Origin of the sequence: Pseudomonas sp. Irchel 3H3 (assembly GCF_900187635.1) — a bacterium.
GTDB lineage: Bacteria > Pseudomonadota > Gammaproteobacteria > Pseudomonadales > Pseudomonadaceae > Aquipseudomonas.
Genome location: NZ_FYEC01000034.1, coordinates 35,911 through 52,593 on the forward strand (window position 1 = coordinate 35,911; position 16,683 = coordinate 52,593).

A 16,683-nucleotide genomic window follows, 5' to 3' on the forward strand; every position below is an offset into this window, starting at 1 on the left:
GAGCCCGTTCCCACAGGCACACCAACCATCAGACCGTATGCAGGTACCAGTTGTACTCAAGGTCGGAGATGGAGTTCTCGAACTCGGCCAGCTCGCTTTCCTTGCACGCCACGAACACGTCGATGTACAGCGGGTCGATGTACTTGGCCATGACTTCGCTGTCGTCCAGCTCACGCAGGGCATCGCGCAGGTTGTTCGGCAGGCTCTGCTCGTTCTGCTCGTAGCTGTTGCCTTCGACCGGCGCACCCGGCTCGATCTGGTTGGTCAAGCCGTGGTGAATACCGGCCAGCACCGAAGCCATCAGCAGGTACGGGTTGGCGTCGGCACCGGCCACGCGGTGTTCGATGCGCACGGCGTCCGGCGAACCGGTCGGCACGCGCACGGCCACGGTGCGGTTGTCGATACCCCAGCTCGGCGAGTTCGGCACGTAGAACTGTGCGCCGAACCGGCGGTAGGAGTTGACGTTCGGGCAGAGGAAGGCCATCTGCGCGGGCAGGGTCTCCAGCACACCGCCGATGGCGTGACGCAATGCGGCGTTCTGCTCGGGATCCTCGCTGGCGAAGATGTTGTTGCCGGCCTTGTCGAGGATCGAGATGTGCACGTGCAGACCGTTGCCCGCCTGGCCCGGATACGGCTTGGCCATGAAGGTGGTGTCCATCTCATGGTCGTAGGCGATGTTCTTCACCAGGCGCTTGAGCAGGACCGCATAGTCGCAGGCCTTGATCGGGTCGCTGACGTGATGCAGGTTGACTTCGAATTGCGCCGGGGCACTTTCCTTGACGATGGCATCGGCCGGGATGCCCTGCTCTTTCGCGCCTTCGAGGATGTCCTGCAGGCAGTCAACGTATTCGTCGAGGTCGTCGATCAGGTAAACCTGGGTCGATACCGGGCGCTTGCCGGAAACCGGTGAGCGTGGCGACTGCGGACGGCCGTTCACGTTGTCCTGGTCGATCAGGTAGAACTCCAGTTCAAACGCCGCGCAAATGGTCAGGCCGAGGTCGTCGAACTTGCGCACCACGTTGGCCAGCACTTCACGCGGGTCAGCGAAGAACGGCTGGCCTTCGATCTCGTGCATGGTCATCAGCAGTTGCGCGGTTGGGCGCTTCTGCCACGGCTCGATGCTCAAGGTGCCGGGAATCGGGTAGCAGATGCGGTCGGCGTCGCCGATGTCCAGGCCCAGGCCGGTGCTTTCCACCGTGGAACCATTGATGTCGAGGGCGAACAGCGAGGCCGGCAGGTTGATGCCTTTCTCATAGACCTTATGAAGACTGGTGCGCTCGATGCGCTTGCCGCGCACCACACCGTTCATATCCGCAATCAGAAGGTCGACGTACAAAACCTCAGGATATTTCTTAAGGAATGCGTTTGCTTCGTTGAGTTGAACGGTACGCAGGGGGACCGACATGATGCACCTATTAGCTGTTAATTATTATGTTCACTGCACTTTCGGACCTCAGTCAATCCGAAAGGCAAAGTGAAGTCAATAGCGGAAAAATAGGCATTTTTGTTGATTTTATTGGTCACCGCAGCCAGCCATCGCTCAACAATCACCCGCAAACCCACAGCCAACCTGAGTTCCAGCGATCCAGCCGTTTAGAATTATTTACATGAGAGTTGTTAAAAAAAATCAACGAGGCTAAGCTCTGGAAAAGCTCGTTCAAGTGTGAAACTTCGAGGTGATAAAAATGGCATTCAAGCCATTGATCGGCGTTACTGCGTGCGTCAAACAGATTGGCCTGCACCCCTACCACGTCAGCGGTGACAAGTACTTGCGTGCTGTCAGCGTCGCGGCGCTGGGGCTGCCTGTGGTCATTCCTTCCCTGGGCAACCTGACTGAAATCGACGACCTGCTCGGTCAACTCGACGGCCTGTTGCTGACCGGCTCGCCATCGAACGTGGAGCCTTTGCACTATCAAGGCCCGGCCAGCGCTCCCGGCACGGATCACGATCCGGCACGGGACGCCACCACCCTTCCTCTATTACGTGCTGCCATCGCGGCGGGCGTTCCGGTGCTCGGGATCTGCCGGGGCTTCCAGGAAATGAACGTCGCGTTCGGCGGCAGCCTGCACCAGAAGGTGCATGAGTTGCCGGGCATGCTCGATCACCGCGAAGCAAATCACCCGGACCTGGCGGTGCAATACGCACCGGCCCACGCGGTCAGCGTGCAGCCGGGCGGTGTATTCGAGGCGCTGGAGCTGCCCGCGACATTCCAGGTCAACTCGATTCACAGCCAGGGTATCGACCGGTTGGCGCCAGGCCTGCGTGCCGAGGCCATCGCGCCGGACGGCTTGATCGAGGCGATCTCGGTGACGCACAGCAAGGCCTTCGCCCTCGGCGTGCAATGGCACCCGGAATGGCAAGTGCTGGACAATCCTGCGTACCTGACGATTTTCCAGGCGTTCGGCGCAGCTTGCCGGCAACGGGCGACGCTGCGACACGCACGCTGAGCTAAACCACAACCCGGTATTTCTACCCCCGCGAGTCTGGCGGGCGTGCCTTCGCGCGCCCGTTTCTCGCAATAGCCACACACCGCAATAACAACAAGCACGACCAGGCAGCCAGGACGGCGGTGCCGAACCAGTCGAATCGCCATGCGCACCTCCAGGTGGCACCTGGCGATTGGCAATCAACTATTAAGTCAGGCCGCGTTGGCCCGGCGACTGAAACCTGTTGGGAGTTTCACATGGCAAACGCCTCCAGCATTTACAGGAAGGCTCTTGAGGGTCATCAGCAACCGAAAAAGGTGCTGGTACGAGTCGATCGTGTCACCAAGAAGTTCGACGAAACCACGGCGGTGGACGATGTGTCCCTGGACATCCATCAAGGCGAAATCTTTGCCCTGCTCGGCGGCTCCGGTTCGGGCAAATCGACCCTGCTGCGCATGCTCGCTGGATTCGAGCGCCCCACCGAAGGACGGATCCTGCTCGACGGCGTCGACATCACCGACATGCCGCCCTACGAGCGGCCGATCAACATGATGTTCCAGTCCTACGCCCTGTTCCCGCACATGACGGTGGCGCAGAACATCGCCTTTGGCCTCAAGCAGGACCGTTTGCCCGCCAGCGAAATCGACGCCCGTGTCGAGGAGATGCTGCGCCTGGTGCACATGACCCAGTACGCCAAGCGCAAGCCACACCAACTGTCCGGTGGCCAGCGCCAGCGTGTCGCCCTCGCCCGCTCCCTGGCCAAGCGGCCCAAGCTGCTGCTGCTCGACGAGCCGATGGGGGCGCTGGATAAAAAACTGCGCTCGCAGATGCAGCTGGAACTGGTGGAAATCATCGAGCGGGTCGGCGTGACCTGCGTGATGGTGACCCACGATCAGGAAGAGGCCATGACCATGGCCGAACGTATCGCCATCATGCACCTGGGCTGGATCGCGCAAATCGGCAGCCCGGTGGACATCTATGAGGCCCCGGTGAGCCGCATGGTCTGCGAGTTCATCGGCAACGTGAACGCCTTCGACGGGACGGTGGTGGAAGACCTGGAAGGCCACGCGATCATTCACTGCCCGGACCTGGAGCAGCAGATCTACGTCGGCCATGGCGTCAGCACCTCGGTGCAGGACAAGTCGATCACCTACGCCATCCGCCCGGAAAAAATGCTGGTCAGCAGCACAAAACCCGAGAGTCGCTACAACTGGTCCCGGGGTAAGGTGCAGGACATTGCCTACCTCGGCGGGCACTCGGTGTTCTATGTCGAGCTGCCTGGCGGCAAGGTCGTCCAGTCGTTCATGGCCAACGCCGAGCGCCGCGGCGCCCGACCGACCTGGGACGATCAGGTCTACGTCTGGTGGGAAGACGACAGCGGCGTGGTACTGCGCGCATGAACACTCTCACTCAGCAGTTCCAGCGGTTTCTGCCCAGTGGGCGCAAAGTCGTGATCGGCCTGCCGTTCCTGTGGCTGTTCCTGTTCTTCATGCTGCCGTTCTTCCTGGTGATGAAGATCAGTTTTTCCGAAGCTGCACTGGCTATTCCGCCCTACTCCGAGATCTACAGCTTCGCCGAGCAGAAGTTCGAACTGATGCTCAACCTGGGCAACTACACGATGCTCGCCGCCGATGAGTTGTATATCTCGGCGTACCTGGGCTCGTTGAAAGTCGCCTTGCTCAGCACCGTGATGTGCCTGGTGCTTGGCTTCCCGATGGCCTACGCGATTTCCAAGGCCAGCAAGGAAGCGCAGAACGTGCTGTTGCTGCTGATCATGATGCCGACCTGGACGGCGATCCTGATTCGCGTCTATGCGTGGATGGGCATCTTGAGCAACAACGGCCTGCTCAATGGCTTCCTGATGTGGACCGGCTTGACCTCGCACCCGATCGAAATCCTCAACACCAACACTGCGGTGTACATCGGCGTGGTCTACGCCTACTTGCCGTTCATGGTGCTGCCGCTGTACGCCAACCTGGTCAAGCATGACCAGAGCCTGCTGGAAGCCGCGTCCGACCTGGGTTCGAGCACCTTCAACAGCTTCTGGAAGATCACCGTGCCGCTGGCCAGGAACGGCATCATCGCAGGCTGCATGCTGGTGTTCATCCCGGTGGTGGGCGAGTTTGTGATTCCGGAACTGCTGGGCGGCCCGGAAACCCTGATGATCGGTCGCGTGCTGTGGCAAGAGTTCTTCAACAACCGTGACTGGCCGGTGGCATCCGCCCTGGCGGTGGTGATGCTGGCGATCCTGATCGTGCCGATCATTCTGTTCAACCGCAGCCAGGCCAAAGAGATGGAGGGACGGGCATGAAGCGTTTCGGATTTTCCCGATTGATGCTGGTATTGGGCCTGGCGTTCATCTACCTGCCCATGCTGATTCTGGTGATTTACTCGTTCAACGCCTCGAAACTGGTAACGGTCTGGGGCGGCTGGTCGGTGAAGTGGTACGTCGGCCTGCTGGACAACAGCCAACTGATGGGCTCGGTACTGCGCTCGCTGGAAATCGCCTGCTACACCGCGATTGCCGCGGTGGCGCTGGGGACGTTGGCCGCGTTCGTGCTGACCCGGGTCACCCGCTTCAAGGGTCGCACCCTGTTTGGCGGCCTGGTCACCGCGCCGTTGGTGATGCCAGAAGTGATCACCGGCCTGTCGTTGTTGCTGCTGTTCGTGGCCATGGCACAGATGATCGGCTGGCCGATGGAACGTGGCATCGTCACCATCTGGATCGCCCACACCACATTTTGTGCCGCCTATGTGGCAGTGGTAGTCTCCGCGCGTTTGCGCGAACTGGACCTGTCGATCGAAGAAGCGGCGATGGACCTGGGGGCACGGCCGTTGAAGGTGTTCTTCCTGATCACCATCCCGATGATCGCGCCCTCGCTGGCAGCGGGCGGCATGATGTCGTTCGCCTTGTCGCTGGATGACCTGGTGCTGGCCAGCTTCGTCTCGGGTCCGGGGTCCACGACCTTGCCGATGGAAGTGTTCTCGGCGGTGCGTCTTGGGGTCAAACCCGAGATCAACGCGGTGGCCAGCCTGATTTTGCTGGCAGTATCGCTGGTGACCTTCCTGGTCTGGTACTTCAGCCGCAAGGCCGAAGCCAATCGCAAACGGGCGATCCAGGACGCCATGGACCAGACCGCCAGTGAATCCTGGCAGCCCGCCGCCAAGCCCATGACTGGCGCAACGGCCTGATGCCCGCTGGCGAGAGAGCACGCTTGCTCGCCAGCGGTTTTACCCACGCTTTACGTTATTCGTATAAGAAGAAAATGGAGCTGTACCGATGAAAATGCTTGGCAGGACTCTGCTGACACTGTCCTTATTGGGCGCGATTGCCACGGGCGCCCAGGCCAATGACAAGGTTCTGCGCGTCTACAACTGGTCCGACTATATCGCCCCGGACACCGTCAAGAAGTTCGAAGACGAGACGGGCATCAGCGTGACCTACGATGTCTTCGACAGCAACGAAACCCTTGAGGCACGCCTGCTCGCCGGTAAATCCGGGTACGACATCGTGGTGCCGTCCAACAGCTTCCTGGCCAAGCAGATCAAGGCCGGGGTCTACCAGACGCTGGACAAGTCAAAACTGTCGAACTGGAAGAACCTCAACCCGGTGCTGCTGAAAAACGCAGCGGCCAGCGACCCGGACAACGGCCACGCTTTCCCCTACATGTGGGGCTCGATCGGCATCGGCTTCAACCCGGACAAGGTTCGCGAAGTATTGGGCGCCGACGCCCCGGTGAATTCCTGGGACCTGCTGTTCAAGCCCGAGAACGCAGCCAAGCTCAAGGCCTGCGGCATCAGCTTCCTCGATTCGCCCACCGAAATGCTCCCGGCCGCCCTGCACTACCTGGGCTACCCGGTGAACACCCAGGACAAGCAGCAGATCAGCGAAGCCGAAGCGCTGTTCATGAAGATTCGCCCGTCGGTGGCGTACTTCCATTCGTCCAAGTACATCTCCGACCTGGCCAACGGCAATATCTGCGTGGCGGTCGGTTATTCCGGCGACGTGCTGCAAGCCAAGGCCCGCGCCGAGGAAGCCGGGGGCAAGGTCAAGGTCGACTACAGCATTCCCAAGGAAGGCGCCGGCAGCTTCTATGACATGGTCGCCATCCCGCGGGATGCGGCCAACGTCGACAATGCCTACCAGTTCATGAACTTCCTGATGCGCCCGGACATCATGGCCGAGATCACCAACAGCGTCGGCTACAGTAACGCCAACGCGGCCGCGACCCCGCTGGTGGACGAAGCGATTCGCAACGACCCGGGTTCGTATCCGTCGCAAGCGGTAATGGCGACCCTGTATGCCGTGCCGGACATGCCCATCGCCACGCAACGGATCATGACCCGCGGCTGGACCCGGGTAAAACTCGGCAAGTAAACCTGCCGCGCCCGTCGGGGGCGCGGCGTGCAACACCGTTCATGCAGCAGCGCTGTTGCCACACGAACGGACTCACCGGGCTCCCTCGGTCACGGTGATTCAGGCGCCCTTCGGGTAATGCCGATCAGTTAAGGAAAAACGACCACCTATGTGGGAGCGAGCTTGCTCGCGATGGACGTGAACGATAACGCGTAAATGGATAAACACGCGGCGCTTTCAAGTTCATCGCGAGCAAGCTCGCTCCCACAATGGTCGGCGTCGCTTAACTGATCGGCATTACGCCCTTCGGGGCGCTTTTTTACGTCTGCAGCCTTGCCTAGAACAAGCCCATCTGCCCGCCAACCAGGGTGCTGAAGTCGTCGTCGACAAACGGCAGGATCGCATCCGCCACCGGCTGCAGTTGGCGGCTGACGTAATGCTCATAGTCGATCGGCGCGCTGCGGGTTTCCAGGGGTTCGGGACCGGCGACAGTGATCAGGTAGCTGATCCAGCCACCCCGCTGGTACTGGCGCGGTCGCCCCTGCTGGGCGTTGTACTCGTCGGCGATGCGTGCCGCCCGCACATGGGGCGGTACGTTGCGTTCATAGTCGTCCAGGGGCCGACGCAGACGCTTGCGGTAGATCAGCAATGGGTCCTGCTTGCCGGCTACGGTGGCGCGGACGAACTCACGCACATAGTCCTGATAGGGCTGGCGGTGGAAGATGCGCGAGTAGAGTTCCTGCTGGAACTGCCGGGCCAACGGCGACCAGTCGGTGCGCACCGTCTCCAGGCCTTTGTAGACCATTTGCTCGCTGCCGTCGGCATGCATCACCAAGCCGGCGTAGCGCTTCTTGCTGCCCTCCTCTGCCCCCCGGATGGTCGGCATCAGGAAGCGCCGGAAATGGGTTTCGTATTGCAGCTCCAGCACACTGTGCAAGCCGAACTCGGCCAGCAGGTGTTCGCGCCACCACTGGTTGACGTGGGCCACCAGGGCTTGACCGATCTGCGCCGCTTCTTCCTGGCCGTGGGCCCGGCGCAACCAGACGAACGTGGAGTCGGTGTCGCCGTAGATCACCGCATGCCCCTGGGCCTCGATCAGTTGCCGGGTGCGCTGCATGATCTCGTGCCCACGCAAGGTGATCGAGGATGCCAGGCGGGTGTCGAAGAAACGGCAGCCGCTGGAGCCCAGCACGCCGTAGAAGGCGTTCATGATGATCTTCAGCGCCTGGGACAGCGGCGCGTTCTGTTCACGCTTGGCCACTTCCCGGCCTTCGGAAACGCGCGCGACGATGGCCGGCAGGCAATGCCGGGTCCGCGAGAAACGCGCCCCGCGAAAACCTGGCACCGACTCACTGTCGTCCGGGTGACGCAGGCCTTCGATCAGGCCTACGGGATCAATCAGGAAGGTGCGGATGATCGAGGGGTACAGGCTCTTGTAGTCGAGTACCAGCACCGACTCGTACAGGCCCGGCTGCGAATCCATGACAAACCCGCCGGGGCTGGCCTGGGGTGGGCGCTCGCCCTGGTTCGGCGCAACAAACCCCTGGCGATGCATCAGCGGCATGTACAGGTGGGTGAAGGCCGCCACCGAGCCGCCACTGCGGTCGGCGGGCAGTCCGGTGACACTGGCCCGCTCCAGCAGGAAGGTCAGCAGTTCGGTCTTGGCGAAGATCCGCGTTACCAGCTCACAGTCCTTGAGGTTGTAGCGCGCCAGGGCCGGCTTGTCCTCGGCGAACATGCGGTTGATTTCGTCCATGCGCTGGTAGGGGTTGTCGATGGACTTGCCTTCACCGAGCAGGGTCTGTGCGACGTTCTCCAGGCTGAACGAGGGGAAACTCCAGGTCGCCGAACGCAGGGACTCGATGCCGTCAATGATCAGCCGGCCCGCCGCCGCGGCAAAATAGTGATTGTTGCCCGAACCGTGTTCACGCCACTGCATCTCCTCGCCACCACGTCCCAGGCGCAACGGCACCGCCAGGCGCCGGGCATGCTCGTGCAGCACCCGCAGGTCAAACTGCACCAGGTTCCAGCCGATGATCGCGTCAGGGTCGTGTTGGGCGAACCATTGGTTGAGTTTCTTCAACAGCGTGGCCCGCGAGTCGCAGTACTCCAGGTCGAAGTCGACGGCGCCGGCCTCGCCGTTGGGTGCGCCGAGCATGTAGACCTGGCGCTGCCCGCAACCTTCAAGGGCAATCGAGTACAACTCGGCTTGCTCGGTGGTCTCGATGTCCAACGACACCAGCTTCAGGCGTGGACGGTAATCCGGCGCTGGCTTGAGATGGGTTTCGAGCAACAGGTCACCGTCGCCGGCCGTACCGCTGAACGACACGGGGGCGGTGATGAAGCGCTCCATCAGGTAGCGCTCCGGCGGGCGGATGTCAGCCTCGAAAACTTCGACGCCCGCCCGACGCAGCACCGACTCCAGGTGCATCAACTGGCGGTGTTGCGGGCAGTACAGACCGAACACCGGGCGGTGCTGGAAGTCCTGCAACCCCAGAGGCCGCAGTTCCACACCCGGCTCGCCGCGCACCAGTTCCTGGGTGCGTTCACGGTACAGTTCCGGGATAAACGCCACCGAGGTCTGCACGGGCAGGCGCACCTGGCGCGGCCCGGCATCGGTCGCCAGCCAGAACTCCACGTAGGTGCCGGTCGGGGTGTCGCGCCAATGCCGGGTCAGGACGAAGCCCTGCTGTAAATCCACCGCAACAACCTCGAAGATGATTGGCCTTCGATTCTACGCGTCATTGCTGCTTCACGTGACCTTTGCATGAGTGACGCAAGGGATTGTAGGACAAGGTTAAATCCCTCCTCGCAGGCCTCGATATTATTTTTGTAGTGAATGAAATATTTCACTACAAAACCGTTGACGAGGAGTTTTTCCCCTTGCATGATGCAGACACCTCCCCGATCGGGAGCACAGGCAAAAGTGTTGTGAAAAGGCTCGACTGACCGCCGAGCTGTTCCCGGATGTGTACTGCCCACAAGGCAGATTGATGAAGCTGACCTGGCATGTGCGTCCACTACACGGACGAGAAACGCCGGCGATCAATCCTCAAGATGCTTGTGGCCGAGTAAGTGGTATCGGTAGCAACTTCCAGGCAATCGTCGTTTCTCCCCCGCTGTGCCGCAAGTGCGTAGCAGTTTCTCGGCAAGACTACATGCATCCTGCTCAAGGCCCTGCCGATATTCGGCAGACAACCACTGTCGCCCTGGTTTCGGTACCAGATATCAACTTACCGAAGTAGAGAAGTGAATTAGCGAATCAACTAGACAGATCAAACATTGGTCAAGGGGCTTTAACATGAATCTGAACAATCAACCGACTATTGATGAACTGGCTCGTATGTTCGCAGCGCATAAAGACAGCCACGACAGCCATATCCTGTGGATTGCCAAATCTGGCCAGGTGCATATCGACTGCCTGTCGCCCCACGCCCATGAAGACGAGTTCGCCAAGAACAACCATGACTTGCGTGCCCGACTGAAGATGTACCGTCGCGGCCAGGGTTATGTCGGCAAAAAAGCCGCCGCCGACAAAGACTATGTCGGTCGCGTTCTGGCCACTCTGACCCAGGAGTGGCAGCACCTGCAGGCCAAACCTGAAGTGTGTGTCATCGACCGCTACTGCTGAGTTGTTCTGCACAGCCGCTGATGACCTTAACAAGTTGTCAGCGGCTTTTTTGTCGCTGTTTTCCGCCAGCCAGCGCTGATACCGCACCTCGATGACGCAGACAGAGCAGGTAAATGCCGCTTTGCCTACTTGTCCCGCAGGCTGGCGTCTATGATTCTGTATGGGTGTCCGGGCGTAAGGCGCCTGCCAACCATTACCACCTCGCAGAGGCTCCTCCATGAAGACAGTCGCGCAACTGCTCAAGCTCAAGGCCCAGCAGAACCAGCAGGTCCACACCATCAATTCCCATCAGATGGTGCTGGAAGCGCTGATGGTGATGGCGGCAAAAAACGTCGGCGCCCTACCGGTGCTCGAAGACGGCAATATTGTCGGGGTGATCAGCGAACGGGACTACGCGCGCAAGCTGGTACTCAAGGGCCGCTCCTCGGTCGGCACGCCGGTCAGTGAAATCATGAACTCGCCGGTGATCACCGTAGACTCCCATCAAAGCGTGCAGACCTGCATGAACATCATGACCGACAAGCACCTGCGCCACTTGCCGGTGGTCGAGGACGGCCAGTTGCTGGGCTTGCTGTCGATCGGCGACCTGGTCAAGGAAGCCATTGCCGAACAGGCCGAACTGATCCAGCAGTTGGAGCAGTACATTCGCGGCGAGTAACTAGCCCTTTCTCTTATGGGCTGCGCGCCCTCATGGCGAGGACGCGCAGTTTTTCGTTTCAGCCAGGTGCTGGCCTCGGCAAACTTTATATTTGCTCTATGGCGAGGCACTTCTATATTCATTTAACGCCCCTGAAGCTTCTGCCTCCCCTTGAGTGCTAACCATGGCCAGGACTGACACACTGATCATCTGTGAGCACTGCGATGGCGTGTATGAAAAAGCCACGCTTGCCAAACACCAGACTGCCCTGTGCCAGCGCTGTGGCGGTGTGCTGCAGCGCTACAACGGCCTGTCGGTACAACAACGCCTGGCGCTGACCCTGACAGCCGCGGTGCTGTGGGTGTTCGCCAACTTCTATCCGGTGATGAGCATCAGCCTGAAGGGCCTGAAGAACAGTGCCACGCTCTGGGACTCGGTGGTGGCCCTGAGTGATGGGCCGATTACCTTCATCGCCCTGGTGGCGGCCATCTCCATCATCATTGCGCCAGTTTTCCAGTTGTTGCTGTTGATCTGGGTCTTGAGTTTCGCCCTGGCGTCCCGGCGCTCGCCGGCCTTCAAACTGTGTATGCGCTGGCTGGAAACGCTGCGGCCATGGAGCATGCTCGAGGTCTGCTTGCTGGGGGCCATGGTGGCAGTGTTCAAACTCGCCGGCCTGCTGGATGTGGTGCCAGGCTTGGGTCTGTTTGCCCTGGCAATCCTGAGCCTGTTGCTGATCCGCATTGCCGGACGCGATGTACGCGAACTGTGGGACATCCTATGAACACCCTGCCCGAGGCACGCGACCTCAACCTGTGCCTATGTCACAGCTGTGGCCTGGCTTGCGACATGCGCGACGAACCCCACACATGTGAGCGCTGCGATGCGCCGTTGCACCGACGCAAAACCAACTCCCTGGCCCGCACCTGGGCCTTTCTGCTGGCGGCCCTGGTGTTCTACATCCCGGCCAACCTGTTGCCGGTGATGAACACCAGCATGCTCGGCAGCGGTGCCGACAGCACCATCATTGGCGGGGTGCTGGAGTTCTGGGAACACGGCGCCTGGGACATCGCGCTGATTATTTTCATTGCCAGTATCGCCGTCCCGGGGGTCAAGTTTGTTGCCCTCAGCCTGCTCCTGGTGACGGCGCAACGTGGCAGTCTCTGGGCGCGTAAAGAGCGCTCGCAGTTGTACCGTTTCGTCGAACTGATCGGGTACTGGTCCATGCTCGACGTGATCGTCGTGGCACTGGTGGCCGCACTGGTGAAATTCCAGGCGCTGGGAGATATCGAGCCTCGGGCCGGTATTCTGTTCTTTGGCATGGTGGTGGTGTTCACCATGCTGTCAGCCATGAGTTTTGACCCACGCCTGATCTGGGACAACCGACAATCCGAGGAGGTCATGGATGCAATCGCGAGCCACTGACGGGCAGCAAGCACCCGGCACAGCCAACATCAAGACCCGGCGCTGGAGCGTTTCGCTGGTGTGGATCGTGCCGATCGTGGCCGTGCTGGTGGGGATTTCCCTGGTGATCCACAACGTGATGCAACAAGGCCCCGTGATCATCCTCAACTTCAAGACCGGGCAAGGCCTGACCGCCAACAAGACCGAGGTCAAATACCGTAACGTGGTGATTGGCCATGTCTCGGAGGTCGAACTCAGTGACGACCAGAAAAGCGTCAATGCCACGGTGAAACTGGCCAAGCAGGCCGAGTCCTTCACCCGCAAGGACTCGAAGTTCTGGGTGGTGCGCCCGCGCATTGGCGCCGGCGGGGTATCGGGTATCGACACCCTGCTGTCCGGCGACTTTATCGGCGCCGACGCCGGCCAGTCGAATGATCGCGCCAAGACCTTTATCGGCCTCGAAGCACCGCCGCCCATTACCTATGGCGAGCCCGGCAAGCGCTTCATGCTGCGCACCCGGGACCTTGGCTCGCTGGATATCGGCTCGCCGGTCTATTACCGCAAGATTCCCGTGGGCCAGGTGGTGGCCTATGCCCTGGACGCTGATGGCAAAGGGGTGAACATCGAGGTGTTCGTCACCTCGCCAAACGATGTCTATGTCACCAATAACACCCGCTTCTGGAACGCCAGTGGCATCGATGTCGAAGTGGGCGCCAATGGCTTCGCGGTCAAGACCGAGTCACTCTCTGCCCTGTTGCTGGGGGGCATCACCTTCCGCGCTCCCGACTACAGCCCCGACGACAAACCGGCCGTCGAAGACACCAGCTACGAGCTGTTCGAGGACCAGAAAAGCGCACTCGCCCCGCCCAATGGCAAGCCGCAATTCCTCGCCTTGCGCTTCGATCAGGCCTTGCGTGGGCTGAAGGTCGACGCGCCTGTTGAGTTCCAGGGACTGGAAATTGGCAAGGTGGTGGCGATCAACCTGGATTTCGATGAGAAGACCCGCAGCTTTCCGATCAATGTCGGCATCGTCATCTATCCGCAACGCCTGGGCCGTGCGCACCTGAAAATGCTCGCGGCACTCAAGCATGATCCCGATGACGAACAGGCCGGGATCCGGCTCATGGGTACCTTCGTCGAGAACGGCCTGCGCGCCCAGGCCCGTAGCGGCAACCTGTTGACCGGGCAGTTGTATATCGCCCTGGAATTCTTCCCGAAAGCGCCAAAAGTCGTCTTCGATGCCACTGCGCGCCCAGTGATGATCCCGACCGTGCCAGCCAGTCTTGAGCAGTTGCAGGAGCAATTGCAGTCCATGGTGGAGAAGATCAACAGACTGCCGATCGAGCGGATCGCCAACAACCTGGACGCCAACCTGACGGAAATGCGCAAAGGCATCAAGCAATTCAGCGGGAAAACCCTCCCTGGGGTACAGGACACCTTGCAAGAGGTGAGCAAAACCCTGCAGTCGGCCAACTCGACCCTCGCCGAAGACTCACCACAACGTGAGCAACTGACCCAGACCCTGGATGAACTGGGGCGTATGTCACGCTCGCTGCGTGAATTGTCCGACTACTTGAGCAGAAATCCGGAATCCTTGCTACGCGGCCGTCCGAAAGATGCCCCGGCGCAAAATCTGCAACCGTCTTCGAGCCGCTGACCACAGGAGCAGGTCCATGTCTTTGTCGTTGAGAGTGTCGTTGCTCAGTGCACTGTTGCTACTTGCGGCGTGCCGCAGTGACCCGATTCATTACCACACGTTGCTCCCGGCGCAACCAGCCCCGGGCGCCCATGGGTCGGCGAACATCCAGTTCGAGCAGATCAGCGTGCCGCCCCAGGTCGACCGTCCACAAATGGTCATTCGCCAAGGCAGCAGCGGCTTGGCGATTCTGGAGACACAATGGTGGGGGGCGAGTCTGGTGGATGAGTTACGCAATGCCCTGGTCGACCAACTGTCCAGCCCCGTCGCTGGGCCCAAGCTGTCTTTACGCCTGGATGTGCAGCGCTTCGATTCAGTCCCAGGGCAGTACGCGCTTATCGATGCGCAATGGCGCCTGCGTATGGAAGAGGGAAAAAACGGCGAGAGCTTCCTCAATTGCCGCACCACCGTGCAGACGCCCTCGGGCCCGAGTATCGACGACCTGGTGGTGGCTCAACAGAACAACGTGAAACGCCTGGCCGCAGCCATCAGCCAGGCGGCCACTACTACTCGCTGCCCTACCTCCCCATGAACAGCCGGCTCACTGGACTGCGCTACCAGGGGTGTCGGGGCTGAACACTTCACCCTGCTTGGGCGCTACCAACGGGCCAGCTCTCAGGCCACCTTCGATTTGCCGGGAGATGTAGTTGACCCCGGCCATCACCCCGTTGGTCTCATTCTCCATCAGGCCCAGCCATGCCTTGTCGAAGGCGGCATTCAAGCTTCTGCGCATTTGCGCTTGCGCTTCGGGTCGGTCGCTTTCATTGGACATGGCACCGATGCCCAGCGAGACCACCGATATCACCGCACCCGCTACCCGACCGACGGCCGCTGCCACCGCGCTGGCGACGCTGCGCGAGGCAATCTGCGCCTCGAGCCGTTCACTGGCGCGCTTGGCCACTGACGAGATCCCAGCGTCCGACAACCCGGCCCCTGCCCCACTATTGGAGCCGCGCACTTGCTCGATCAGGGCCAGATAAGCCGGCAATCGGTTGACTGGTTCGGCGTGAACGATCTGATACAGCGAAGCATTGCGCGCAGGTGGCGGTGCCAGGGTGATGGCGGGTATCCGGTTGAGACGCTGGTCGAATTGATCCTGGGGCACGGCGTAATGCTCCTGGATCTCCCCCAGATGGGCACTGAGCATCTGCAGGTACAGGGTGACGGCGTCGCCCATGATCACGTTAGGGTCTGTGACCTTGGCCACCGGATCCAGCACGCGCTCGTGGTACTGCTCCTGCAGGTACAGGGTCAGGCGGTTGACCACTGTATCCTTCTCGTCCTTGGCGCTGAGCTTGTACCAGCCCACTTTCATGCCCAGCCATTGCTGGGTCCAATAGCTGGTAAACCAGGGAATGAAGTCGCTCTCGGTGCGCTGGAACACCTGCTCGCGCCACCGTTCCATGGCTTTGCGCGTGTACTGGCGGACCGTTTCCCTGGAGGACAACGAGACAGTTTCGATGTCTTTATCAATCTGCTGCCAGGTCGCGTCCGTGATCACTACTTGCACCGTCGGTTCGACGCGACGCGCAGTCGAGCATCCAGCCAGTAATATGACCAGTAAAGTAAAAAACAGGACACGCCGATTCAAGATCGCAGTCCTCCCCGCAAATGACACGACAGCCGTAGCCACGCATCAATGCGAATCGAACGCCTGGCATTTTGGGTCACGGTACGGTGAGTATAGGTGGTGAAGAACCTGCTCAATTACCGACGGGAGGCACCATGCTCTATCGACTGACGGCTGACGGCCTGCTGCTCGTGCATTTGCTGTTCATTCTGTTCGTCCTGTTCGGCGCCCTGCTCGCGTTCAAATGGCGCCCGGTGATCTGGTGGCACCTGCCAGCGGTAGTGTGGGGCACCCTGGTTGAAGTCTGCCACTGGAGCTGCCCCCTGACCCGCTGGGAAAACCTCATGCGCCGCAGTGCCGGCCAGGCCGGGTATGAGGAGAGTTTCATCGAACATTACCTGTGGCCCCTGATTTACCCCGCTGGGCTGACGCCTAGTATCCAGCTAGGCCTCGGTGGCCTGGTGGTGCTGGTCAATGGACTGATCTACCTGCGCCTGGCCAGGCGCTGAGCTTTCTCGCGGACAAAAACAAAACCCCTACCTGCATACGCAGATAGGGGTTTCGGAATTTAATCTTGACGATGACCTACTCTCACATGGGGAAACCCCACACTACCATCGGCGATGCATCGTTTCACTGCTGAGTTCGGGATGGGATCAGGTGGTTCCAATGCTCTATGGTCGTCAAGAAATTCGGGTACTGAGTCGTGGCCAGATGGCCTCGCTTCAGCAAATTGGGGATGTGATAGCTTTTGGTGTTGTGCGTTGCTTTGAGCAGATTCGAACTTTCGGTTCGTTTCGTCTTCACACACCGCAATCTGATGCTTCTTTCGAAGTAGTCAAATTGCTTGGGTGTTATATGGTCAAGCCTCACGGGCAATTAGTATTGGTTAGCTCAACGCCTCACAGCGCTTACACACCCAACCTATCAACGTCGTAGTCTTCGACGGCCCTTCAGGGGACTCA

At 60.3% G+C, this 16,683-nt stretch carries 15 protein-coding genes and 2 rRNA genes; 12 read left to right on the top strand and 5 right to left on the bottom strand.

Annotated features, from left to right (window positions below):
• Positions 1–28: 28 nt before the first annotated feature.
• Positions 29–1,405 carry a glutamine synthetase family protein gene (locus CKW24_RS24570; protein ID WP_095171042.1) on the bottom strand — a complete coding sequence of 459 codons (1,377 nt, stop codon included), beginning with the start codon at positions 1,403–1,405 and terminating at the stop codon, positions 29–31.
• A gap of 280 nt (positions 1,406–1,685) precedes the next feature.
• Between CKW24_RS24570 and CKW24_RS24575 the strand changes: the two genes are divergently transcribed.
• The 5 genes from CKW24_RS24575 (at position 1,686) to CKW24_RS24595 (ending at position 6,804) form a co-directional block, all read left to right on the top strand.
• Positions 1,686–2,447 (top strand): gamma-glutamyl-gamma-aminobutyrate hydrolase family protein, encoded by a 762-nt coding sequence (locus CKW24_RS24575; protein ID WP_095171044.1) that lies wholly within the window; start codon positions 1,686–1,688, stop codon positions 2,445–2,447.
• A gap of 236 nt (positions 2,448–2,683) precedes the next feature.
• Positions 2,684–3,826, top strand: a complete 1,143-nt coding sequence (locus CKW24_RS24580) for an ABC transporter ATP-binding protein (RefSeq protein ID WP_095171046.1) — start codon at positions 2,684–2,686, stop codon at positions 3,824–3,826.
• Positions 3,827–3,855: 29 nt separating this feature from the next.
• Positions 3,856–4,737 carry an ABC transporter permease subunit gene (locus CKW24_RS24585; protein ID WP_174244614.1) on the top strand — a complete coding sequence of 294 codons (882 nt, stop codon included), beginning with the start codon at positions 3,856–3,858 and terminating at the stop codon, positions 4,735–4,737.
• Positions 4,734–5,618 carry an ABC transporter permease subunit gene (locus CKW24_RS24590; protein WP_095171050.1) on the top strand — a complete coding sequence of 295 codons (885 nt, stop codon included), beginning with the start codon at positions 4,734–4,736 and terminating at the stop codon, positions 5,616–5,618. The genes CKW24_RS24585 and CKW24_RS24590 overlap by 4 nt, the downstream gene beginning before the upstream one ends.
• A gap of 88 nt (positions 5,619–5,706) precedes the next feature.
• Complete coding sequence (locus CKW24_RS24595) at positions 5,707–6,804, top strand: polyamine ABC transporter substrate-binding protein (protein ID WP_095171052.1); 1,098 nt, start codon at positions 5,707–5,709, stop codon at positions 6,802–6,804.
• Between the two features lie 316 nt (positions 6,805–7,120).
• Here the strand turns inward: CKW24_RS24595 and CKW24_RS24600 are convergent, their stop codons facing one another.
• Complete coding sequence (locus CKW24_RS24600; protein ID WP_095171054.1) at positions 7,121–9,484, bottom strand: DNA polymerase II; 2,364 nt, start codon at positions 9,482–9,484, stop codon at positions 7,121–7,123.
• A 600-nt stretch (positions 9,485–10,084) separates the two neighbouring features.
• Here CKW24_RS24600 and CKW24_RS24605 point away from each other — a divergent pair.
• The 6 genes from CKW24_RS24605 (at position 10,085) to CKW24_RS24630 (ending at position 14,680) form a co-directional block, all read left to right on the top strand.
• Positions 10,085–10,414, top strand: a complete 330-nt coding sequence (locus tag CKW24_RS24605) for a hypothetical protein (RefSeq protein WP_095171056.1) — start codon at positions 10,085–10,087, stop codon at positions 10,412–10,414.
• Positions 10,415–10,631: 217 nt separating this feature from the next.
• Positions 10,632–11,072: a CBS domain-containing protein gene (locus tag CKW24_RS24610; RefSeq protein WP_095171058.1), complete on the top strand. Its 441-nt coding sequence runs from the start codon at positions 10,632–10,634 to the stop codon at positions 11,070–11,072.
• A gap of 163 nt (positions 11,073–11,235) precedes the next feature.
• Positions 11,236–11,832: a paraquat-inducible protein A gene (locus CKW24_RS24615; protein WP_095171060.1), complete on the top strand. Its 597-nt coding sequence runs from the start codon at positions 11,236–11,238 to the stop codon at positions 11,830–11,832.
• Positions 11,829–12,473, top strand: a complete 645-nt coding sequence (locus CKW24_RS24620) for a paraquat-inducible protein A (protein ID WP_095171062.1) — start codon at positions 11,829–11,831, stop codon at positions 12,471–12,473. The genes CKW24_RS24615 and CKW24_RS24620 overlap by 4 nt, the downstream gene beginning before the upstream one ends.
• Positions 12,454–14,109: an intermembrane transport protein PqiB gene (locus tag CKW24_RS24625; protein ID WP_095171064.1), complete on the top strand. Its 1,656-nt coding sequence runs from the start codon at positions 12,454–12,456 to the stop codon at positions 14,107–14,109. The genes CKW24_RS24620 and CKW24_RS24625 overlap by 20 nt, the downstream gene beginning before the upstream one ends.
• A gap of 16 nt (positions 14,110–14,125) precedes the next feature.
• The gene (locus CKW24_RS24630) at positions 14,126–14,680 is read left to right on the top strand and encodes a membrane integrity-associated transporter subunit PqiC (protein WP_095171066.1); all 555 of its coding nucleotides are present in this window, start codon (positions 14,126–14,128) and stop codon (positions 14,678–14,680) included.
• Between the two features lie 9 nt (positions 14,681–14,689).
• Here the strand turns inward: CKW24_RS24630 and CKW24_RS24635 are convergent, their stop codons facing one another.
• The gene (locus CKW24_RS24635) at positions 14,690–15,658 is read right to left on the bottom strand and encodes a hypothetical protein (protein WP_177440710.1); all 969 of its coding nucleotides are present in this window, start codon (positions 15,656–15,658) and stop codon (positions 14,690–14,692) included.
• 215 nt (positions 15,659–15,873) lie between these two features.
• Between CKW24_RS24635 and CKW24_RS24640 the strand changes: the two genes are divergently transcribed.
• A complete protein-coding gene (locus CKW24_RS24640; RefSeq protein ID WP_095171068.1) occupies positions 15,874–16,227 on the top strand; it encodes a DUF2784 domain-containing protein in 354 nt (117 codons plus the stop codon).
• A gap of 63 nt (positions 16,228–16,290) precedes the next feature.
• On the opposite strand, the gene rrf is transcribed toward CKW24_RS24640, so the two are convergent.
• Positions 16,291–16,406 (bottom strand): 5S ribosomal RNA (rrf, locus tag CKW24_RS24645).
• Between the two features lie 170 nt (positions 16,407–16,576).
• Positions 16,577–16,683: ribosomal RNA gene (locus tag CKW24_RS24650) — 23S ribosomal RNA — on the bottom strand; the annotation flags it as partial.